We start from the raw sequence: 19,934 nt of genomic DNA, 5'->3' as shown, positions 1-19,934 counted from the left end.
AATTTGTGTTTCTAAAACTGTAAGTGCGCATAGTCTTAGAACGTTACATCCAAACTAAATGAATAAGTTCTTGGCATTTCTCTGGCAGATTCAGGATCACCCAATTCTTTGATCCAAGGCGTGAAAACTGCTACGTTTTCTATATTAACTGCTAGTCTTACCCTGTTTGCTTTTACTTTTTCCAAGATATTTTGAGGAAGGCTATAACCCAATGAAATATTTTGAAGCCTTAGATAGGACTGACTGATCCACTTGTTACCCCCACCAAGGTTGATTGAATTGATTCTGGCAAAATCATTTTGTCCGTTTAATGGAGTCCAGTAAGGGATGTCGTACCAGTTGTGGTTTTTGATGTATTGCTGAGAATTGTTAAAGGGCTCAGAAGTACCACCCTTGTAGCCTAGTCTGGCAAGGAATATTACACCTAAGTCAAAGCCTTTGTATTCCATGTCATTTCTTAGGGTAATGTACCAAGGGTTGTTGGTTAAGCCAAGGAATACCTTGTCATCAATGTCAATGTCACCATCACCATCTTGATCTACAAACCTAAAGTCTCCGGGAAATAGGCCATATTGCGCTGCTTCTGCTTCTTCTCCCAGTTGGTATACACCATCTAATTCCCAATCCCAAATGATGTCTTTATTTTCACCAATAAACCATCCGTTTTGCAAATCGTCGGGCTCTTTCATTACTGTATTTCCTTCGCTGTCAGTAGTCTCTGTAGGCGCATTTCCTAAAGTAGTGATTTTGTTCACGCGATAGGTAACGTTAAATGCAGAAGTCCATACAAAGTTAGCAGTGGATACATTAATGGAATTTAATCCCAAATCAAACCCTCTGTTCTGTAAATTACCCACATTTGTCTTAACCGAACCAAAGCCGGTCAATTCTGGTAACTTTTGATCCAGCAAAAGGTCTCGGGTTTCCGATTGATATACGTCCAAAGAACCACTTAACCTATCACTGAAGAGACCAAAATCCAAGCCTACGTTGAAGGAACCGGTTCGTTCCCAAGAAAGCATAGGGTTGGCAATTCTTGTAATCTCTGTATATGGAGTTGGTATGTACCCACCATCATAATTCAAAAACACACCATTACTTAATCTTGCATAAGCATTGTAGTCTTCCAAACCACTACTGTTTCCATTTACACCATAACTTAATCTTAATTTCAAGTAGTTAAGTGTTCTGTTTTGCATAAAATCTTCATTACTTATTGTCCATGCTGCTGATAAGGAAGGGAAATTACCGTAGATGTTTTGCAAACCAAATCTAGAGTAGCCATCTCTTCTAATGGAAGCAGAGAAGTTGTATTTGTCACTGTAGGCATAATTTACCCTACCCATCAAACCGGTTCTGGAATTTACTTCGTCATAAGAAGACATGGTTGGGTTAAGACCAAGTTGCATGGCATGATAACCAAGGGCTGCAGTTGGGGAGAAATTATTTGTCATTGCTCTGGTTTCCCATCTTTGGTTTCTTTCTGCATTATATAGACCCGTAAAGTTGATCCTGTGTTCTCCAAAAGATTTGTCCCAATTTAAAGTAGTGTTAGATTGCCAGGAGAAGTAATCATTGTATCTTCTTTCGGCGGCGTCTACCGCTCTTTGAGGATTTCCTTTTTCATCCAAATCAAATCTTTTGTATACATCAAATCGAGGAGTATAATCCGTTCTTAATGTAAAGTTGCCGGGTAAATTAACCGAAGCATACAAAGTAGGGTTAATCATAAACCTGGAATAACTTCTTGTATTCCAAGATGGTGTTTGGTAAGGGTTACTGATATTTGAACCAGCAGCCTGATCGTTTAGGTTTTCTCTTGTCCTAGGCATGCCATTCTTCCATGGTTGGTCATAAGGCGAAAATACCCTATAACTTCCACTGCCTATAGGTTCTTGACCTTCGTTTTGATAAGTAAAGGAAGCATTGGCACCAATGGTGAAAAATTCCGCTAGGTTCACATCCAAATTCAATCGAGATGTGATGGTTTCAAAAGATTCACCTATTTGTACAGACTCTCTGTTACTATATCCCAAAGAATAATAATAAGATACCCTTTCATTTCTTCCGGAAACACTTACATCATAATCTTGTCTTACACCAGTGTGGAATAAGAAGTCTTGCCAGTCATAAGTTGTTCCATTTTGGTAATTTTCAATTTCATTTTCCCAGAAACCAAAGTTATTTACCCTGGCAAGGTTGATGGCATTGGGATCAGTCTCTCCGGGGATACCATTGGCTGCCAACCAATCATCTTGGTATTGGGCATCAATGCTGTAATAATCCCTAAATCTGGTCCAAGGCTCTGTAATGGTATTGGTGATGGACTCATTCATATCCGTCAACCAATTCAATACATCATCTCCTCCTTTATGCGTTTGTTGTCTTCTTGCTCCGGTTACCAAACCGATTCTAGAGCTAAAGGAAATTTGTGGTTTGCCATATTCCCCTCTTTTGGTAGTGAAAATCACCACACCGTTGGTGGCTTGAGAACCATATACCGCGGCCGCACTTGCATCCTTCAAAACATCCACACTTTCTATGGTATTCGGGTTGATTTCTGCAAGGTCGCCTCTAAAGATTACTCCATCCAAAACGATAAGAGGACGGTTGGCATTGGCTTCATCAGTCGCATCCGCTTTTATAGAAGCATCTCCACGAACATTGAAACTAGGAACATTTTTGGCGCTTGTGGAATAACCCACACTCAAACCCGGTACAGTTGTTCTTAAAATTTCAGAAACAGAGGTAGGTTTGTATTTCATTACCTCTTCGGCTTGCACGTTGATCACAGCTCCGGTAAGGTCTTTCTTCTTTTGGGTACCATAACCAATTACTACCACTTCATCCAAAGCTTGGGTACTCATGGTAAGGGTTACATCTATGGTTGATTGATTGTTTACTTCTATGGTTTGACTTTCAAAACCAATAAATGAAACAACAATGGATGAATTGTCCGGTACGGTTAGGGTGTATTTACCGTCCAGATCGGTTGCGGTGCCTATGGAAGTTCCCGGTACAGAAACAGTGGCACCCGGAATCGGCTGGCCATTGTTGTCTAATACGGTTCCTGATATCGTAACATCGAAAAAGTCTGCTATTTTCGTTTTGCCTACTTTGGAAGTAGAGGCAGTCGCTAAAGCATTTTGATCGATATTTTTTAAGTTGTTGTCCAAACTTGTTTGCTGAGCCATTAAGCTCCCTGAAAACAAGCAGAACGATAAAGTCGCTAATGATGATATCGGTTTCACCACTAGTCGCATGAGTAGTTTTCTTTTCATAATGGATTATTGTTAATTGTTATTGATTCGAATGGAATCCTTTAATTAAATCGGGTTTTGGGCAATTTGTTCTATTTCATTGGCAAATATTTTGGTGATGAACGGTTAAATATTTATTTAAAAGAACGATTAAATATTTTGTTTTCGTCGAATATTAAGACTCATAACAAAATTATATGTAATCTTTATATTTTTTTGCGCTTTAAAAGATTGAATATTCATTGGGTTCCCATTTTTTATTTCACTTTTCAATATTGCATATTAAAAATTTTTTTCTCCTAAAAAAAATATATGTTAAAATTTATACCAAAGCCTTTCTAACCGCGATTTTATAGTATTGAGTTGATAGTTAGGAGCTTATTTACATTCATGTTATTGTCATTTAATTAATATTCATTACGAATGAAGGAAGTGGTGTAATCGATAGCATTATTTTTAATTTGGATGGTTATTTTCAAAGGTTGATAAAAAGTTAAAATTGAGTTTTTGTAGTCAAAACCTAAGTTTAGTTTGAGTGTTTAAAAATAGAAAGTTTTTAATGACGTTTTTTGAAGAGCTATTCTTTTGGATTAAATCTCCCTTGGATAAGGCTGTTTTAGCAAATGGAACTTAGCCCTTCCACAGAAAAATAGGATGGATACAATTCGTATAGGACCGGATTTACCATCCTTTATGCAAAAAAATAATACCCCTCCAATTAATTAAAGGAGGGGTGTAATAGGTGGGTTTACCAAAACCTAACTCCTATGGTGGGATAGAAGGTGTTCAAATTGTTCGTTCCCACCAACCCAACTTGTATGGAAATGACTTGACTGACTTGCCTTCTGTAGAAGGCTTTAACTGTTGTTTGGTCAAAAAGCTGGCTTTTCTCATCATTTAATAGATAGCCAATCCCTATCATGTTTTTATTATTGGATTTAGGGTTGAAAAGTTCCCAACTGAATTCGGCATTCAAAAACCAATTGTGATTGACCGATACCTTGTTTTCAATCTTTTCCGGGAAAAAAACGGAATTGGTAATCGAAGCTCCAATATCAAACCTTCTCCATGATATTTTACTCCTAAACCCAATTTCGGGGGTGAAATAGCCTCCCGTATAATCTAGCCCAACAGGAAAGGTTAACTCTAGTCGGTCTACATAAGGGACATAATTTTTTTCAATGTTGAGAAGCACCCTGTCCAGACTGGTCTGAGGGAATGCTTCAGCCAACCTGTAGGTAATGGTTTTAAATTCCGGGAAATCAGTTGCCTTTTTTAGAATGGGTTTAAATTTTAATGTCAAATCCTCCGGATTGTGCTCCTCGGAATTGAATAATAACAAGAGTTTCCCTTGATTGGGCAATTCAAAAGCAAGCGAATCAGTGACCGGCCAATCTTCGTCCATCCATTCCTGGGTGTTTTTAGGCAATTGGTTTTCTACATCCTGAGCAAGGATTTCAAATTGGATTGCGCATAGCAATGCCATTAAAGACAATTGGAGTAATCTTTTCATAACTATAGAATTTAGAATATTAGTTTTTTGATTTATTGAATTTTACCTGAATTGTGGCCGTCGGGTAATTGGCCTCATCTACTTGTATTTTTTCTTTTCTTCCAAAAGGAGAACCGCCTGATTTTGGTTTTTCTGCTTCCCAAGTGATTTTTACTTCATGATAAGTTTTTATATTGACTGCCATTGGTCGGTAAATGCCTGCTTCCTCTATGGTGTGTTCTTTTTTTATTTGGACTGGGCTCAATACCATTCGCTCTGCCTCTATGGGTACTATTTTCTCACGATTCAAAGGGGAGGAAATGGCCACCTTTGAAGGAGGGAGTTCATTCATTGTTATTTCTTCACTGGTCTTGGACAGTGGGTTTGAAGGTTTCCTTGTAGCCGAACCTTCAGGAGAAGTGGACACTGTTTTTTCTGTAAGCAAAGGTTTATTTTCATCCACCTTAGCGGGAAAGAAATAAGCAATACCGGAAAAAAGTATGAGCATGGCAATGGCCGCAGCCCCTATATAATACCAGATAACCGGCCTTTTCGGTTCCTCAAGTCTTTTTTCAATCTGTCCCCAGATCTCGGTATTAGGCTCTATGATAGGAAGTTTTCTGCTATTTTTTTCCAGCTGTTTATCGAAGGTTTTCCTCTCTAAAATCTTATTCCACAGCTCTGGGTTAGGATTGTGTGTTTTCATGCCTTTAGGAGCTTAGTGATTCGACTTTTAAGTAATGATTTGGCATAATGCAACTGGGATTTTGAAGTGCTCACTGTAATATTAAGCAGTTTTGCTGCTTCCTTATGCGAATAGCCTTCCACAGTGGTAAGTAGAAAAACAGCCTTGGCCCCAGAAGGAAGGCTTAGTATGGCCTGATCCAGTATTTCTGCATCAAACCAGGAATCGAATGCTTCGGTGGTCTCCATTTCCTGATTTTCTACCGGTTCAAAATAGATTTTCTTTTTGCTATGGTGTATTGCCCTGCGTACGGCTATGGTCTTCATCCATGAGATTAAGGCCTCAGGGTTTTTTAGTTTTCGAATGTTTTGAAAAACTTCTACATAAACATCTTGAAGAATGTCATGAGCCTCATCCTCATCGCCGATTATTCTGTAGCAAGTTGAGTACAACATGCCTTTGGTCATTTCAAACAACTGAAATTGAGCATTTCGATCATTTTGGTTGATCCTTTTAATAAGTGCTGCATCTGGCTTAGGTATACTCATTTTTCGTCCGTATGTATAAAAGAGTCCAAAACCCGGCAAAAGGTTGGAAACGGAAGGTAAAATATTTTATAATATTATTCTGAGAAGAATCAAGTTAACATTTTTCCCCTGAGGGTTCATTAACATGCCCTCTTACGGAAATACTTGACTTTCGATAATAAGGAGTAGATGCAATCTACTCCTAGTGGTGTACAATTTATTGAACTGGACTGAGTGTAGTTTGCAACTACACTCAAATATTCGGCACTATTTGAAATTGGAAAAGTAGATTCAATCAATTGTAGTTGTGGGCAAAAGTGAACTTGTTTTTTGTATCACTGTTCAACCCCATCCGGGATTGAGGGAAAGGTAGGTAACAGCTTTTCCGTGAGTTGCCACTCACGGTTATTATAGTTCAGGTCCTTCAGACCTGGGATTTGTGAGGTAATTGATGTAATCGATTTAGTTCTTTCGAATGGTCCATTATTACGAATTCAAAGAAGCCTGAAGGGCTTCAACAATATTAATTACGGGTGAAAACTCGTGGACGGCGAATAACCATCAATTCCTCAACCCCGACGTGGGTTGAACAGGGTTCTGCTAATTTTTTAAAGTAGCTAAAAGTAATCGAGATTTAGATTTCTAATGATAATAAGGACTAGATGCAATCTACTCCTAACATAGAGTGAGGGCATGATATCAAATAGTTATTTTGGTTTATGGTTCAATCCTATTGTAATTTAGTCCTGTACCACCCACTTATTGGGTGGAATTAACATTAGGGATGTTCTTAGATGGATGACCATTTAATTTCTATTTTCGATTCTAGCGTTTTTTAACTATTTTCGTTGCATAACATTATTGTTTATGTGCTCGTTTATCAATACTAGTTAAGGGTAGCTATAAAGCCAAAGGATTATTATAATATGAAGCAGCTAACGATCAATATCGCAGACAATAAATTTGAAGTTTTCCTAGAGTTCATCAAAACCCTGGATTATGTGAAGGTGGAAGATGGCGAAGAAAAGGCATTGGAAGAACTGCAAAATAGTCTGTTACAAGTAAAACTAATGAAGGAAGGAAAACTACCCAAGCAATCGACCGAAGACTTCCTCAATGAGTTATAAGGTAATCCCTACGCCTGAGTTTATAAAGCTGGTTAAAAAACTAGTCAAAAAGTATCCTTCCCTAAAAACCGACTTACAACATCTGATTGAAACCCTGGTCGAAAACCCTGTATTAGGTATTCGTCTTGGACATAACCTTTATAAGATTCGGATGAAGATATCATCAAAGAATAAAGGGAAGTCTGGAGGAGCAAGGGTGATCACCTTTATTGTGACCGAAGACCGGGAAGTTTATTTGTTGCACATCTATGATAAGAGTCAGCTCGAAAATCTGACCAAGGAACAGATCATCGAATTGATCAATAATGCTGGGTTGTAAAGAAATAGAAAACCTTTGGTTCAAATTCAAAGTGGCACATTGATTTTTTCCAAATATTTTGCACCTTAAAGTTCATCCTCTCAGAGGGTTGAACAGGGTTTTATCAATTCTTTTAAGCAACAGATGGTCTTCCGGATATACTTTTCTTTTGATAATAAGGAGTAGATACAATCTACTCCTAGCAAGTGACGGTAAGGTATCGCTTTCAACAAGGATTGACCTAGTATCAAATCTGTTTAAATTCACATGCTTAATCAGGAATTTTAAAAGCAACAACATTGGGCTCCGCATCTACGGTGAGTCCATAGATGATACCATTATCTTCGTCCACGGTAAATCCGGTTAGCGGGTAGTCTAGCGAATACTGATTTACTATTTTCCCCTGGTAATCAAAAACGAACATCCGGTTCAGTTTGTCCGGATCACTGATATTTCGAAAGCTCTTACCCAGGTGAAGACCGTATATTCGTTCTTTCCCGGCATAACTGTCTAAATACTTTACCGTAAGTGTTTTCATGTTCATAGCTGCCATGGGATAGCCCCTACTGTAGTCTACGTCAAATTCGGGAACTTCATCCACCGGACCCCTGATGGAAAGGATCTTTCCTGATGCTTTGTCCAATATATCGATAAAATCCCGCCTTGATCCGGCAGCAATAAATTTACGTTTATTGGGTGAGGCTTTCAATCTTCCCTGATGTATACTGCTTATCACGTTATAAGGAATATCTTTGCGATCAATCATACTGTCCCAGGTACCGTAGGCGGCCAACGTATCCCCTTGCAGCGACACCTCAAAATACTTATCGTTACCATCCACCATCGTTACCAATAAGCTGGTATCTGATGCCCAGGTCAAATCAGCTACATAATTGAAGATTTCTCCCAATCTCAACTGGCTCTCTGCCAATTTGGAAGTTCCTTCATTAACGGAGTACTTTGAAAAAAAAGTTTGTTCCAAATCATAGCACCAGAAGCTATCCTTTTCAGAGGCTGGTTCCAATTTCCAAACAAGGGTTGCTTCTCCCGGACCAAGGCCATTCTTCCCTGTACTGCGGATGTATTTTTCGGATTTTATGTCAAGGATATGCAAAAGATCTCTATTACTTCTTTCACTTACCACCAGGTAATCGCCCAAACACAAAATATTTCTCGGGTTTGTTATGTTGGGGAAATTGTATTTTTTCCCGACCAAGGCTATCGGATCCGGAAGGTCTTTTTCATCAAAAACAACGATTTCTTCGATTTCATTTTCATCCGGTGTAGGAGAACAGGCAAAGCCTAAAGCCAAAAATCCAGCTAGCAGGGTTAATTTATTGCGCATCATTTCTTGAGAATTGATTTCAAAATCAAGTTGAAAGGGAGTAGGACACCTTTGCATCCTACTCTATTAAAATTTAGTTAAATACAGAAATCATCATTTGGCACCCAAATGGAGTCTGCAAATTTCAACCCAATTGGGTGCTGACAGGAGTCATTCCACGAGCAACATATCCCTCCATATTCATTAGAACCTGCAATCGCCTTCTCCAAAGCCACTTCCTTTTCCGAAAATGGTGCTTCCGTATTACCCATTCCAAACTGCCAGCCGGCGACTAGCATAAAAGCTATTGCCCCAAAAGCCACCACTTTTTTTAATAAATGTAAAACTCTAAATAGAACGCTAATAAATTTAAAAAATTAAGTTGATAATCACAACTATGTATTTAATATCTCGGGTTCGAATAATGATACCTACAATCATTTCAAGCATAACTGTATGCCATTTCTGATAGTGAAGATAATAAGTAAAATCTCTTTCCGATACGGTATATAACTTCGACTTTGCTTTGTAAACAAATTTTAAATACGCTTTAATAGGAAGGAGTAGATGCAATCTACTCCTAGCAGGGGCTTAACTGGCTTTTCAATCAAGTTTGTAGATAACCAAATTATTTTCCTTCTCATTTGGGCAATAGGCGTAAATGGTATTGTTAATCTCATCAACGGCAAATGACTGAACAAAACGGCCATCGTTTAATATGAACTCTTTTACCGGATTTCCTGCCCAATCAAATACCAATATTTTTGAATTTGTTTTTATATCAGGATTCCTTGATTGGCCATAGGGATTATCATAACTTAAACAATAAATATACTCTTCTTTTGCAGTCAAATCCACTACATACATTTTTGACTCCCAAAGAGATTTCAGTTGGTCTGAGTTGGTAATAATATTCTTAAGGAGATCTGAAGATTCAAAGTAGGTAGACCTCAAATAATTTCCATCTAAATCAAAAAAGTCAATTTGTCCAAGCTTAATTGGAGCAGCAATAACCAGTTTTTTCGTTTCGTTTACTGCAACAGCTGATCGATATATAGGGTACAACAACTCTTCTTCTATTATAAAATCAGGTTTTGGTATATAAGGGATTATTTTTGATTCACCTTTTCGGAAGTCATAACGCTTAAACCGACCTCCATTTTCTATTGTTGCCCACAGAAAATCTTCATTCTGAAAATAAAAATGTTGCAGTAAATCAGAACCTATATCTAATTTTTCACCTTGAATATGCTCACTATCCTCTATAAACTGAAGAATACTGGCTTGGGTAGTCTTATATAAAGAATGATCGTAGACCGTGATTACGGGCACACCCTCCTGATTATAGCCCACTTGATTACTTAAATATGGAGATCTGAATTCAGATGGACCATCTCCTAGTTTGCCAAAACTTCCAACACTTTTAGAAGAAATGGTACTATAGACTTGAAAAAATGGTTCTTCACGGCGTTGAACTATTAAAAGAGTATCGATTACTAGAAGATTTACGTTCCCTTGACTATGAATTGGGATTAATAAAGATGGTTTCCCTACTATTTTATTGCTTTTTGAAAAAACTACAGGGTTATTTTGAGAAAATCTATTTGGCTCACAGCTTATTATTACAAGATAAATGGCTGAAAAAATATATATTCGTAAAAATATTTTCATTTGTTATGGTTTAAAATATTTAAGAGGTGACTGGGCTATTTATGAGTATTTTGATCCAATCACCTCTTAATCCAATTAAAAATTGCACGTCCCTAATGTATATTCACCATGATCATCAAATTCACAATACACGCTTCCATCTTTCACACATACCCTATGACGGTATGGACCACCTCCTACTAGTTCAGAATCATAGCAAACTACTGATGCACCCGGCCCACCTGACCTGGCAATCGCCTTCTCCAAAGCCACTTCCTTTTCCGAAAAAGGTGCTTCCGTACTACCCATTCCAAACTGCCAGCCGGCGACTAGCATAAAAGCTACTGCGCCAAAAGCCGCCATTAATTTCTTTGAATTTTTCAACCATTTTTTCCTATTAATCTGGATTTATATAAAACATTAATTAAACGGCAGTTAAATTGAAAAAAAAACAATAGTTGCAACTATTTTGTTAAATATAAACAAATAAAAGTAAATTTTTATCTTTGATTAAGCATATATTGTGTTTTTAGGTAATGCCAGTATTTTCTTTCATAAAGAAACTTATTGCTGTTGGGCTGAATTTAAGTAAGAGTGTTTAAATAATCAACTAAATTACAACTGTAAACTATTTCTGCGACTGGTAAAGTAAAATCTCTTTTTTCTAAATATTTAACTTCGCCCAGGCATTGTAAGCGAATTATTATTACGCTAAAGATAATAAGGAGTAGATGCCATCTACTCCTAGTGGTGTACAATTTATTGAACTGGACTGAGTGTAGTTTGCAACTATACTCAACTATGCTGCACTATATGAAATGGAAAAAGTAGATGTAATCTCCTCAAAGCGTGTTAGCGAAAGAGAAAAATGTTTTTCGTATCACTGTTCAACCCCATCCGGGGTTGAGGGAAAAATAGTTAATTGCTTATCCGTGAGTTTCCACTCACGGTTATTATTGTTCAGGTCCTTCAGACCTGGGATTTGAGAGGAAATTGATGCCATCGATTTAGTTCTTTCGAATAGTCCAACCTTAGAAATCCAAAGAAGCCTATAGGGCTTCAACAACAATAGCCATGGGTGCAAACCCATGGACGGAGAATGCTCGATCAAATCCTCAACCCCGAAGTGGGTTGAATAGGGTTTTTTCAATTAGCATATGGTCTTCCGGAAATACATGTCTTTTGATAACAAGGAGTAGATGCAATCTACTCCTAGTGAAGGACCTAGTTTTTTTGTAGTGATTGATGCTAACGATTTAGTTCTTTCAAATAGTCTATTATTACGTAACCAAAGAAGCCTAAAGGGCTTCAACAACAATAGCCATGGGTGGCAACCCATGGACGGTGTCCAGCCCAGGAATTCCTCAACCCCGACGCGGGTTGAACAGGGTTTTTTTAATTTTTTAAAGCGACAGATGGTCTTCCGGATGTACTTTTCTTTTGATAATAAGGAGTAGATGCCATCTACTCCTGGTGGGGATAATTAAGCGTATAGATAGGTTGTAAAAATGCAAGTTTGTATTTATATAATATTATTGTAATCCTCTAAAATGAAAATGTAATTGGATAAAATGCAATTGTAAGCTGCTAAAATGGAAATGTAAGTGGGAAAAACGCAATTGTAGGTGGGGAAAATGGAAATGTAAGTCGTGAAAACGCAATTGTAGGTGGGAAAAACGGAAATGTAAGTAGGAAAAACGCAATTGTAGACGGGAAAAATGGAAATGTAAGTGGGGAAAACGTAATTGTAGGTGGGGAAAATGGAAATGTAAGCTGCTAAAACGCAATTGTAAGATAGAAAAACCAAAATGTAAGAGACATTTCCTTTTTGCAATGGTGATTTAACCAAGCGTATTTTGCCCAGGTTCCAATCCTTTTGATAATGGATGCATCTTCTTCATGATAACTTTGCGGCAACTTAAATTTTTGGCTAAGGTTTTAGTGCAGACCGTTTATCAAATTTAGGCATGCCCAAATTGATCTAAAAGCGTCTATTGTAGGTCTTTTGTTTAAATATGATTAATTTAATTGCTGTTTATTTCACTCCAGATTAGGTAAGAAAATCCCGGTTCTTTTAGGGACGTGAATGCAATTGGTATTAGAAAAGCAATAGCAAATCTCTGGTTCAATACAATTATAAAATATAACAATAGCACATGAATTTCCATTGACTCATGTGGTACAATTTTAATCTACTATGCATCTAAAACATTTAAGGGGATCCATTTGGTTTTTGTTGCCCCTGCTTATTTTCGCTTGTAAGAAAGAGTCAGAATTAGGGATCAAGGACCTTGCGGCCAATGAAGATGTGGCCAATTTCATGGAAAATTACAAGGGTAGAGGTGTATTGACCGATAGCCTTGCAACCCCTACGGCTCCTGAAGATGTGCTAAAGGATTTCACTATTCCGGAGGATTTGTCTTTGGAATTGGTGCTTTCAGAACCTGACATCGCCCAACCCATACAGGTTAGCTTTGACCATAAAGGTAGGATGTGGGTGGTGCAATACCAGCAATACCCTTACCCCAAAGGTTTGAAAATCACGGCCATTGACAACCATACCCGGGTGAAGTTTGATAAAAAATTGGATCCCCCACCGGCAGGAGCCCAAGGAGCGGATAGGATTACCTTTTTTGAAGATACGGATGGGGATGGCAAATACGATAAAAGTACAGATGCCATCTCGGGTTTAAATATCACCACAGGCGTGGCCTTGGGAAGGAAGAAAATCTGGGTGTTAAGTCCTCCTTTTTTATTGGCCTATGCAGACGAGAATGAAGATGGATTACCCGAAGGCGACCCTGAAGTGCATTTGGAAGGTTTTGGCTTGGAAGATACCCATGCGGTTGCCAATAGCTTAAGATGGGGGCCGGATGGCTGGCTATACGGCGCTCAGGGAAGTACGACTACCGCCAATATCAATTCCAAAGTATCTAAAAATGTGGCTTTCCTTGGCCAAGCGATTTGGCGTTACCACCCGGAAACCAACGTCTTTGAGCTTTTCTCCGAAGGAGGAGGCAACAATGCCTTCAATGTGGAATTTGATCGGAAAGGTAGAGTGTTTTCAGGGACCAATGGTTATGACAGAGGCCCTTACTACAAACAAGGAGCCTACTATATCAAAAGCTGGGGCAAACATGGGCCCTTAACCAATCCTTATGCTTTTGGCTACCTGCCCAATATGCCTTTGGAAGGTGAGAAGAAAAGATTTACCCATTCATTGATCAAGTATGAGGGAGCTGCTTTGCCGGCCCATTACAATGACCTGATGTTTGCGATCAATCCCTTACATAATTTTATTCAACTGACTGCATTTACAGAGAAAGGTTCCTCTTTTGAAAACGTGGATAAGGAAATTGTTTTGTCCACTACGGATAAATGGTTTAGACCTGTGGATATTAAATTAGGGCCTGATGGAGGAATTTACATTGCAGACTGGTACGATAGCCGGTTGTCCCATGTGGATCCAAGAGATACCTGGCACAAGACCAGTGGAAGAATCTACAGGCTAGGCCCCAAGAACGGAGACAAGCCCATGCAATCCTTTGATATAAGCAGCTATTCTAATGAGGAGCTGGTACAATTGCTTTCTCAAGAAAACAAATGGTTCCGTCAGGAAGCCTTGAGACAGTTTGGCGACCGGAAAGATCCAAGCAGTCTACCGTTATTGATCAATTTGTTGGAAACAGGAAATGAACAAGAGGCATTGGAAGCCCTTTGGGCCATAAACCTTACTGCGGGCATAAACGATGAAATCGGCAAAATGGGACTGAATCACAAGGATCCTTTTGTAAGGATGTGGACAGTAAGGCTGCTTGGCGACAAGCAAACCGTTAGCCCGGCCATGTTCCAGGAACTTCAAAAACTAGCAGCAAAAGAGTCACATCCGGAGGTGAGGTCACAGCTGATGGCATCAGCCAAAAGACTGCCTTCCACCCAAACTTTTTCACTTATAGAAAACTTGCTGAATAACCATGAGGATAGCGAGGACCCTGATATTCCATTGTTGACCTGGTGGGCATTGGAAGAAAAAGCAACCTCGGATAGAGAAGGTGTTTTGGCCATGATGGCCGATGATAAAATATGGCAACATCCAATTGTGGAAAAGGTACTGCTAGGCAGGTTAATGCAGCGGTACATTATGGAAGGTGGTGAGGAAAACTTTGCCATGGCTACCCAATTATTGGAAGAAGCACCTTCACCTAAACATGTTAAGATACTGATTGAAGGACTTCAGGAAGGCTTATTGGGAAGAGAGATGGTAACCCTTCCAGATAATTTGCTGAAAATATTAGAGAAAAACAACAAGGAATTGGGTGATTCTCCACTTACCCTGGCCTTAAGGCGAAGGGAAGAAAAAGCCTTGGCAGAAGCATTGAAGATCATCTCAGATCCAGATGCGGAAATCGGCCTAAGGTTGTCCTATATTCAGGTCCTAGGAGAAATCAATCAGGATGAAGTGGTTCCTGACCTTTTGAATCTGGTTAAAAATGGCCAATCTTCTCCTGTCATCAAGCAAACTGCTTTGCATGCCTTGCAATCCTACAACCAAAAGGAAATTGGAGAACAACTGTCAAAGGCATACCCGGGATTCAGGGACAATGTCTATGTGAGGGAAGCTGCCATTTCTTTGTTTGCTAGCAGAAAGGAATGGGCGATGGACTTTTTCAATGAAATCGAACAGCCCAAAACAATAAGTCCGGATGACGTAGATTATCACCTTGCCAGACGATTCAGGTTGCTTCAGGATGAGGAAATCAATACACGAGCTGACAGAATATGGCCGAGCAGTAAGTTGTTGACTTCAGAAGAAAAAACAAATAGAATCAATGCTTACGGAAAGTTAATTGGTACAGGTGAACAAAATATAAAGAAAGGGCGAACACTCTTTTTGAGCAATTGTGGTTCTTGCCACCAACTGAATGGAGAGGGTGGTATATCAGGTCCGGAGCTTACCGGCTATGATCGATCCAACCCTGATTACCTGCTTTTGCATATTGTTGATCCAAATGCAGATATCAGAGAAGGGTATGAAGTTCAACGAATCGTGACGACGGATGGGCGAATTCTCGAAGGAAGGCTAAAAACGCAAAGCGGCGGAACGGTCACCATTGAACCACCACTAGGGGGTAAATCTACCGTTTTGTCTCAGGAAAGAATTGCGGCCATGGAAGTACAGCAAACCACCTATATGCCAGAGCGGATATTAGAACCCCTTTCAGATCAGGAAATAAGTGACCTTTTTGCCTATTTGATGCAGGTTAAATAATTGAAACCAATACTATTTTAAAATGATGAAATCTGGTAAAAGGAGAAAATTTTTGGCGGTGGCAGCTGCAACATTGGCCTCATTTGCTGGGGCACAACAGTTGTTTGGGAAGTCTACAGTTGACCTTTCTTCTAACTTAAACGGTGAGGAAATTAACGTAAAGCATTTTGGTGCCAAAGGAGATGGCAAAACAGATGACACAGCAGCGATCCAAAAAGCAGTTGCCACAACAGGGAATCGTTTGTTTTTCCCCAAAGGACATTATAAGATTTCTAAAACCATTTTAATTGATCTGGCAAAAATGGGGTACGCCAGCATTAGGGGAAATGGTGATGCACAGGTGATTATGGCAGGAGCCGGTCCGGCATTTAAAATTGTAGGTACTCATTTTGGCTCAGCTGATCCGGAGAGATTTGATAAGAAGGTTTGGTCTTCAGAGCGAATGCCTGTTGTGGAAGGTTTGTCTATAGAAGGACAGCATCAAGCGGCTGTAGGCATTGAAGCCATAGGCACCATGCAGTTGACCATCACAAGGGTACAAGTAAGGCATACCCTTCATGCCATTCACCTGAGGGAAAACAATAGGAATTTAATCATTGCTGATTGTCACCTTTACGAAAACCATGGCATTGGTGTCTTTTATGATGGGGTCAATTTGCACCAATCCAATATTACGGGAAGTCATATCAGCTATAACAAGGAAGGTGGAATTGTCACCAAAGGGGGCAATATCAGAAATATACACATCACAGGCTGTGACATAGAAAGCAATATGGGTTCAGACAAAGCCCCCACTGCGAATGTGCTGATTGATTGCTCAGGTAGTGCAGTTGGAACAGCAGAAGTCGCCATTACGGGTTGTACCATTCAGCATAACCGCAATGCGCCCAATTCAGCAAATATTCGAATCATTGGAAAAGATCCATCGGGAATTGGCAGTGAAAAAGAGCGCTGGGGAAATGTAACCATCACCGGAAATGTGCTGAGTGATGTGATGGTAAATATTGACTTGCAATATTGCAGGGGAGTGGTAGTTACCGGGAATACCATTTGGCAAGGTTATGATTACGGCTTATTGATGGAGGGCTGTAGCAATGTAGTGTTTGGATCAAATTTGTTTGATGCCAATGCCAATTATCCTTCCGGGACGCTACCATCCAATAAGTTATTGGTCACCAATAGTGAAGATTGTACCTTCTCAGGTGTGCAGGTTTATGGTTCCAAGGACAGCCCGGGTCTTGTTGTGCGTGATTCAAAGCGTATAAATATTGGGAATTGTAGCCTACTGAGTTGTGAAAAGGTGGGGCTTCTGTTAGACAATGTTACAGATAGCAAGGTTTCGGGATGCTTGATAACTGCCATAAACCCAGATGACAGTTCCTTTGAACCCATTCAAACCATTGGTGGACATGGAAATAAAATAACGGATTAGCCTCAGAGGTTTAAACAAAATCGAATAGAAAGATGCATGTAATTTGCTTTTCAAGGCGTAGGATTTGGCTTGTTATTTTATTGATGATGACAGGAGTCTTTGGGGAAAGTTTGGGCCAAACTGAACATGAATTCCCTTTTCAGGCGCGTTTGTTGGACGAGAAATTTGACTTGCCCAATACCATGATGAAGGGAGTAGGGGAGTTTTTGGACCAGGCCCTTCAGGAAAGCAAGGCAACAAGAAATAATTTTTGGCAAAGGGATTTTACAAGTCCTGCAACTTTTAATCAATCAATTGCCTCCCAAAGACAGGAATTGCAGGAGATTTTAGGGCTTATAGACAAGAGATCCATTCCTTTTATGAGCTATCAGGAAAGTGGAGCGCTTCAACCCTATACTTTCGAGAATGAAAAATATACCATCTCTGCAGTAAAGTGGCAGGTGTTTGACGGAGTGTTTGGAGATTTTTATGCCGAAGGTTTGTTGATCAGCCCCAAGGCTGAAATTAAGGCCAGTGTGATCTATGTTCCGGATGCAGGCACAGCACCTGAGGTTGTTGCGGGTATGATTGGACAAGGGGAACCGGGGTTTGGTAGGGTAGCAGAAATGGCAAGAAATGGGGTTGAGGTGTTGGTTCCTGTGTTACTCAATCGGCAGGATACTTTTTCAGGTAATCCTATACAAGGGAAATTTACCAACCAAACCCACAGGGAGTACATTTACAGACAAGGTTTTATTCTGGGCAGGCATGTGATAGGCAATGAATTGCAAAAAGTATTGGCAGCAGTAGATTGGTTCCAAGCAAAAAATGAACAGACGGGAAAACCACTGAAAATCGGTGTGGCCGGACATGGAGAAGGAGGGATGCTGTCCCTCTATGCGGCGGCCTTGGATCCCAGGATTTCCGCCTCATTGGTAAGTGGTTATTTTGACCAAAGAGAAAATATATGGAATGAACCTATATATAGAAATGTCTTTGGTTTGCTGAAGAAATTTGGGGATGCCGAGCTGGCGGTCATGAGTTGGCCGCAGAAATTAAACCTCGATTATTCTTTGTATCCTGAAGCTTCAGGACCACCTGCACCATCAGCAGGAAGGAATGGCGTTGCGCCGGGGGTATTACAAACCCCTGAACTTTCTTCGGTGAAGGCAGAATGGCAAAGGGCAGAAGCAATGCTTCCCAAAGGCAAGAGTAACCTTCGTTTTTATGAGGGAAGTAATTCAGCAAATAGTGTGCAATCCGATAAAGCATTGGTAACATTCCTGAAAGAGTTGGGGGTAGCTGCTGAATTTATAGGAGTGGATACTTCTTTATTAAACACTGGCTTACCAAGTCATTGGCCAAATGCAGCAGACAGGCAAGAAAGGGCTTTACGAGCTATGGAAAACCATATGCAGCAACTTATTCCCGCTTCTGAAACCATTCGGAACAATACTTTTTGGCAGACGCTTGACACCAATTCGGGAGATTTGAAAGCCATAAAATCAGCGCATAGAGCTAGGTTATGGGAAGAATTGGGGAGATTGCCCGACCCAAATGTGCCAAACAATACCGAAGCGAGATTCTATGCAGAAACAGATACTTGGACAGCCTATGAACTGAAACTGGATGTTTGGGAAGGTGTTTTTGCCTGGGGAATTTTACTGGTTCCAAAAGGAATAGATCCATCAGTTCCTTTGCCGGCTGTGGTTACCCAGCATGGTTTAGAAGGTTTACCCAAAGATGTTTTGACAAAAGACAAAAGTGAAAGGGCATATAAAGCCTATAAAGGTTTTGCCTCAGACTTGGCGGATAGGGGATATGTGGTGTTTGCCCCTCACAATTTATATTGGGGACAGGATAATTTTAGGGTTTTGCAAAGAAAAGCCAATCCATTGGGATTGTCCCTATACTCCATCATAACAGGTCAGCACCAACGCATTGTAGACTGGCTGGGACAGCAGGATTTTGTGGATGCGGAGAAAATCGGGTTTTATGGCCTGTCCTATGGAGGAAAAACAGCCATGCGGGTTCCAGCCCTGGTTGAAGGTTATGCGCTGTCTATTTGTTCAGGCGACTTTAATGAATGGGTGCGAAAAGTAGCAAGCACAGATTATGAGGCTTTTAATAGTTATCCCTTTACCGGAGAGTATGAAATTCCTGAGTGGAACCTGGCTCATACATTCAATTATGCTGAAATGGCAGCCTTAATTGCTCCCAGGCCATTTATGGTAGAAAGAGGCCATAAGGATGCGGTTGGAACGGACAAATGGGTGGCTTATGAATATGCCAAAGTCAGAAGGCATTATGCAAATATTCAAAAGGAAGGTTTTACCACCATTGCTTATTTTAATGATGGACATACCATTAACGGGAAGGAAAGCTTTGCCTTTTTGGACAGGTTTTTGAAAAATGCTAAATAAGTTTGTATTGTAGAGCATCTAGTGACGAAACCAATCAACCGGACCCTGAGCGGAGTCGAAGGGTTAGGCATTACGCGTACGTAACCCTTAGGCTTCGGCTCCGCTCAGCCGCCGGGTATTGANGTCCTAGAAAAGTTTACAATTCACATAAAAAATCCCCTTTTATCCCTCCGCCGCGGCGGAGGGATTTTGTGCTTTCAGGAATGATAGTGTCTTTACTAACTTTACATTAAGTCAGCCCATTTCAAATTAGCCATTCAGTCTAAAATTCCCATTTCCGCAACTCCCCCTTGACAAGGGGGTATGGGTATATTGCTGTTTATCAGTGTGTTATTTTGTCAGAAAGTCATCCATATTACCGGACCCTAAGCGGAGTCGAAGGGGTAGGTATTACGCTTACGTAACCCTAAGGCTTCGGCTCCGCTCAGCCACCGGGTAGAGCGTTCACTCAGCCGTTAGGTATCGGCT

At 40.0% G+C, this 19,934-nt stretch carries 13 protein-coding genes; 5 read left to right on the top strand and 8 right to left on the bottom strand.

Going from position 1 to position 19,934, the window contains the following annotated elements:
• Window positions 1-35 precede the first annotated feature (35 nt).
• The 4 genes from ACYVHJ_RS02465 to ACYVHJ_RS02450 form a co-directional block, all read right to left on the bottom strand.
• The gene (locus tag ACYVHJ_RS02465; protein WP_460512266.1) at window positions 36-3,281 is read right to left on the bottom strand and encodes a SusC/RagA family TonB-linked outer membrane protein; all 3,246 of its coding nucleotides are present in this window, start codon (window positions 3,279-3,281) and stop codon (window positions 36-38) included.
• Between the two features lie 727 nt (window positions 3,282-4,008).
• Window positions 4,009-4,773, bottom strand: coding sequence for a hypothetical protein (locus ACYVHJ_RS02460; RefSeq protein WP_460512264.1), 765 nt, complete (start codon window positions 4,771-4,773; stop codon window positions 4,009-4,011).
• A 19-nt stretch (window positions 4,774-4,792) separates the two neighbouring features.
• The gene (locus tag ACYVHJ_RS02455; protein WP_460512262.1) at window positions 4,793-5,458 is read right to left on the bottom strand and encodes a hypothetical protein; all 666 of its coding nucleotides are present in this window, start codon (window positions 5,456-5,458) and stop codon (window positions 4,793-4,795) included.
• On the bottom strand, window positions 5,455-5,985 hold the full coding sequence (locus ACYVHJ_RS02450) for an RNA polymerase sigma factor (RefSeq protein ID WP_460512260.1): 531 nt from the start codon (window positions 5,983-5,985) through the stop codon (window positions 5,455-5,457). Before ACYVHJ_RS02450 ends, ACYVHJ_RS02455 begins: the two co-directional genes overlap by 4 nt.
• A gap of 905 nt (window positions 5,986-6,890) precedes the next feature.
• Here ACYVHJ_RS02450 and ACYVHJ_RS02445 point away from each other — a divergent pair.
• Complete coding sequence (locus ACYVHJ_RS02445; RefSeq protein ID WP_460512258.1) at window positions 6,891-7,091, top strand: hypothetical protein; 201 nt, start codon at window positions 6,891-6,893, stop codon at window positions 7,089-7,091.
• A complete protein-coding gene (locus ACYVHJ_RS02440; protein WP_460512256.1) occupies window positions 7,081-7,410 on the top strand; it encodes a type II toxin-antitoxin system RelE/ParE family toxin in 330 nt (109 codons plus the stop codon). Before ACYVHJ_RS02445 ends, ACYVHJ_RS02440 begins: the two co-directional genes overlap by 11 nt.
• A gap of 250 nt (window positions 7,411-7,660) precedes the next feature.
• Here the strand turns inward: ACYVHJ_RS02440 and ACYVHJ_RS02435 are convergent, their stop codons facing one another.
• From ACYVHJ_RS02435 to ACYVHJ_RS02420, 4 genes are all read right to left on the bottom strand, one after another.
• Window positions 7,661-8,791, bottom strand: coding sequence for a TolB-like 6-bladed beta-propeller domain-containing protein (locus tag ACYVHJ_RS02435; protein WP_460512254.1), 1,131 nt, complete (start codon window positions 8,789-8,791; stop codon window positions 7,661-7,663).
• Between the two features lie 20 nt (window positions 8,792-8,811).
• A complete protein-coding gene (locus ACYVHJ_RS02430) occupies window positions 8,812-9,039 on the bottom strand; it encodes a hypothetical protein (protein ID WP_460512252.1) in 228 nt (75 codons plus the stop codon).
• 277 nt (window positions 9,040-9,316) lie between these two features.
• Window positions 9,317-10,384, bottom strand: coding sequence for a TolB-like 6-bladed beta-propeller domain-containing protein (locus ACYVHJ_RS02425; RefSeq protein WP_460512250.1), 1,068 nt, complete (start codon window positions 10,382-10,384; stop codon window positions 9,317-9,319).
• 75 nt (window positions 10,385-10,459) lie between these two features.
• Entirely contained in the window at window positions 10,460-10,747 is a 288-nt protein-coding gene (locus tag ACYVHJ_RS02420) for a hypothetical protein (RefSeq protein WP_460512248.1), read from the bottom strand.
• 1,813 nt (window positions 10,748-12,560) lie between these two features.
• Between ACYVHJ_RS02420 and ACYVHJ_RS02415 the strand changes: the two genes are divergently transcribed.
• The 3 genes from ACYVHJ_RS02415 (at window position 12,561) to ACYVHJ_RS02405 (ending at window position 19,466) form a co-directional block, all read left to right on the top strand.
• Complete coding sequence (locus ACYVHJ_RS02415; RefSeq protein WP_460512246.1) at window positions 12,561-15,632, top strand: PVC-type heme-binding CxxCH protein; 3,072 nt, start codon at window positions 12,561-12,563, stop codon at window positions 15,630-15,632.
• Between the two features lie 22 nt (window positions 15,633-15,654).
• Window positions 15,655-17,064 carry a right-handed parallel beta-helix repeat-containing protein gene (locus tag ACYVHJ_RS02410; RefSeq protein ID WP_460512244.1) on the top strand — a complete coding sequence of 470 codons (1,410 nt, stop codon included), beginning with the start codon at window positions 15,655-15,657 and terminating at the stop codon, window positions 17,062-17,064.
• 83 nt (window positions 17,065-17,147) lie between these two features.
• Complete coding sequence (locus ACYVHJ_RS02405; RefSeq protein ID WP_460512242.1) at window positions 17,148-19,466, top strand: alpha/beta hydrolase family protein; 2,319 nt, start codon at window positions 17,148-17,150, stop codon at window positions 19,464-19,466.
• Window positions 19,467-19,934 lie beyond the last annotated feature (468 nt).

It is taken from the genome of Cyclobacterium sediminis (assembly GCF_054781075.1).
The sequence above is the reverse complement of the archived record's forward strand: the minus strand, read 5'-3'. Positions and strand labels throughout refer to the sequence as shown.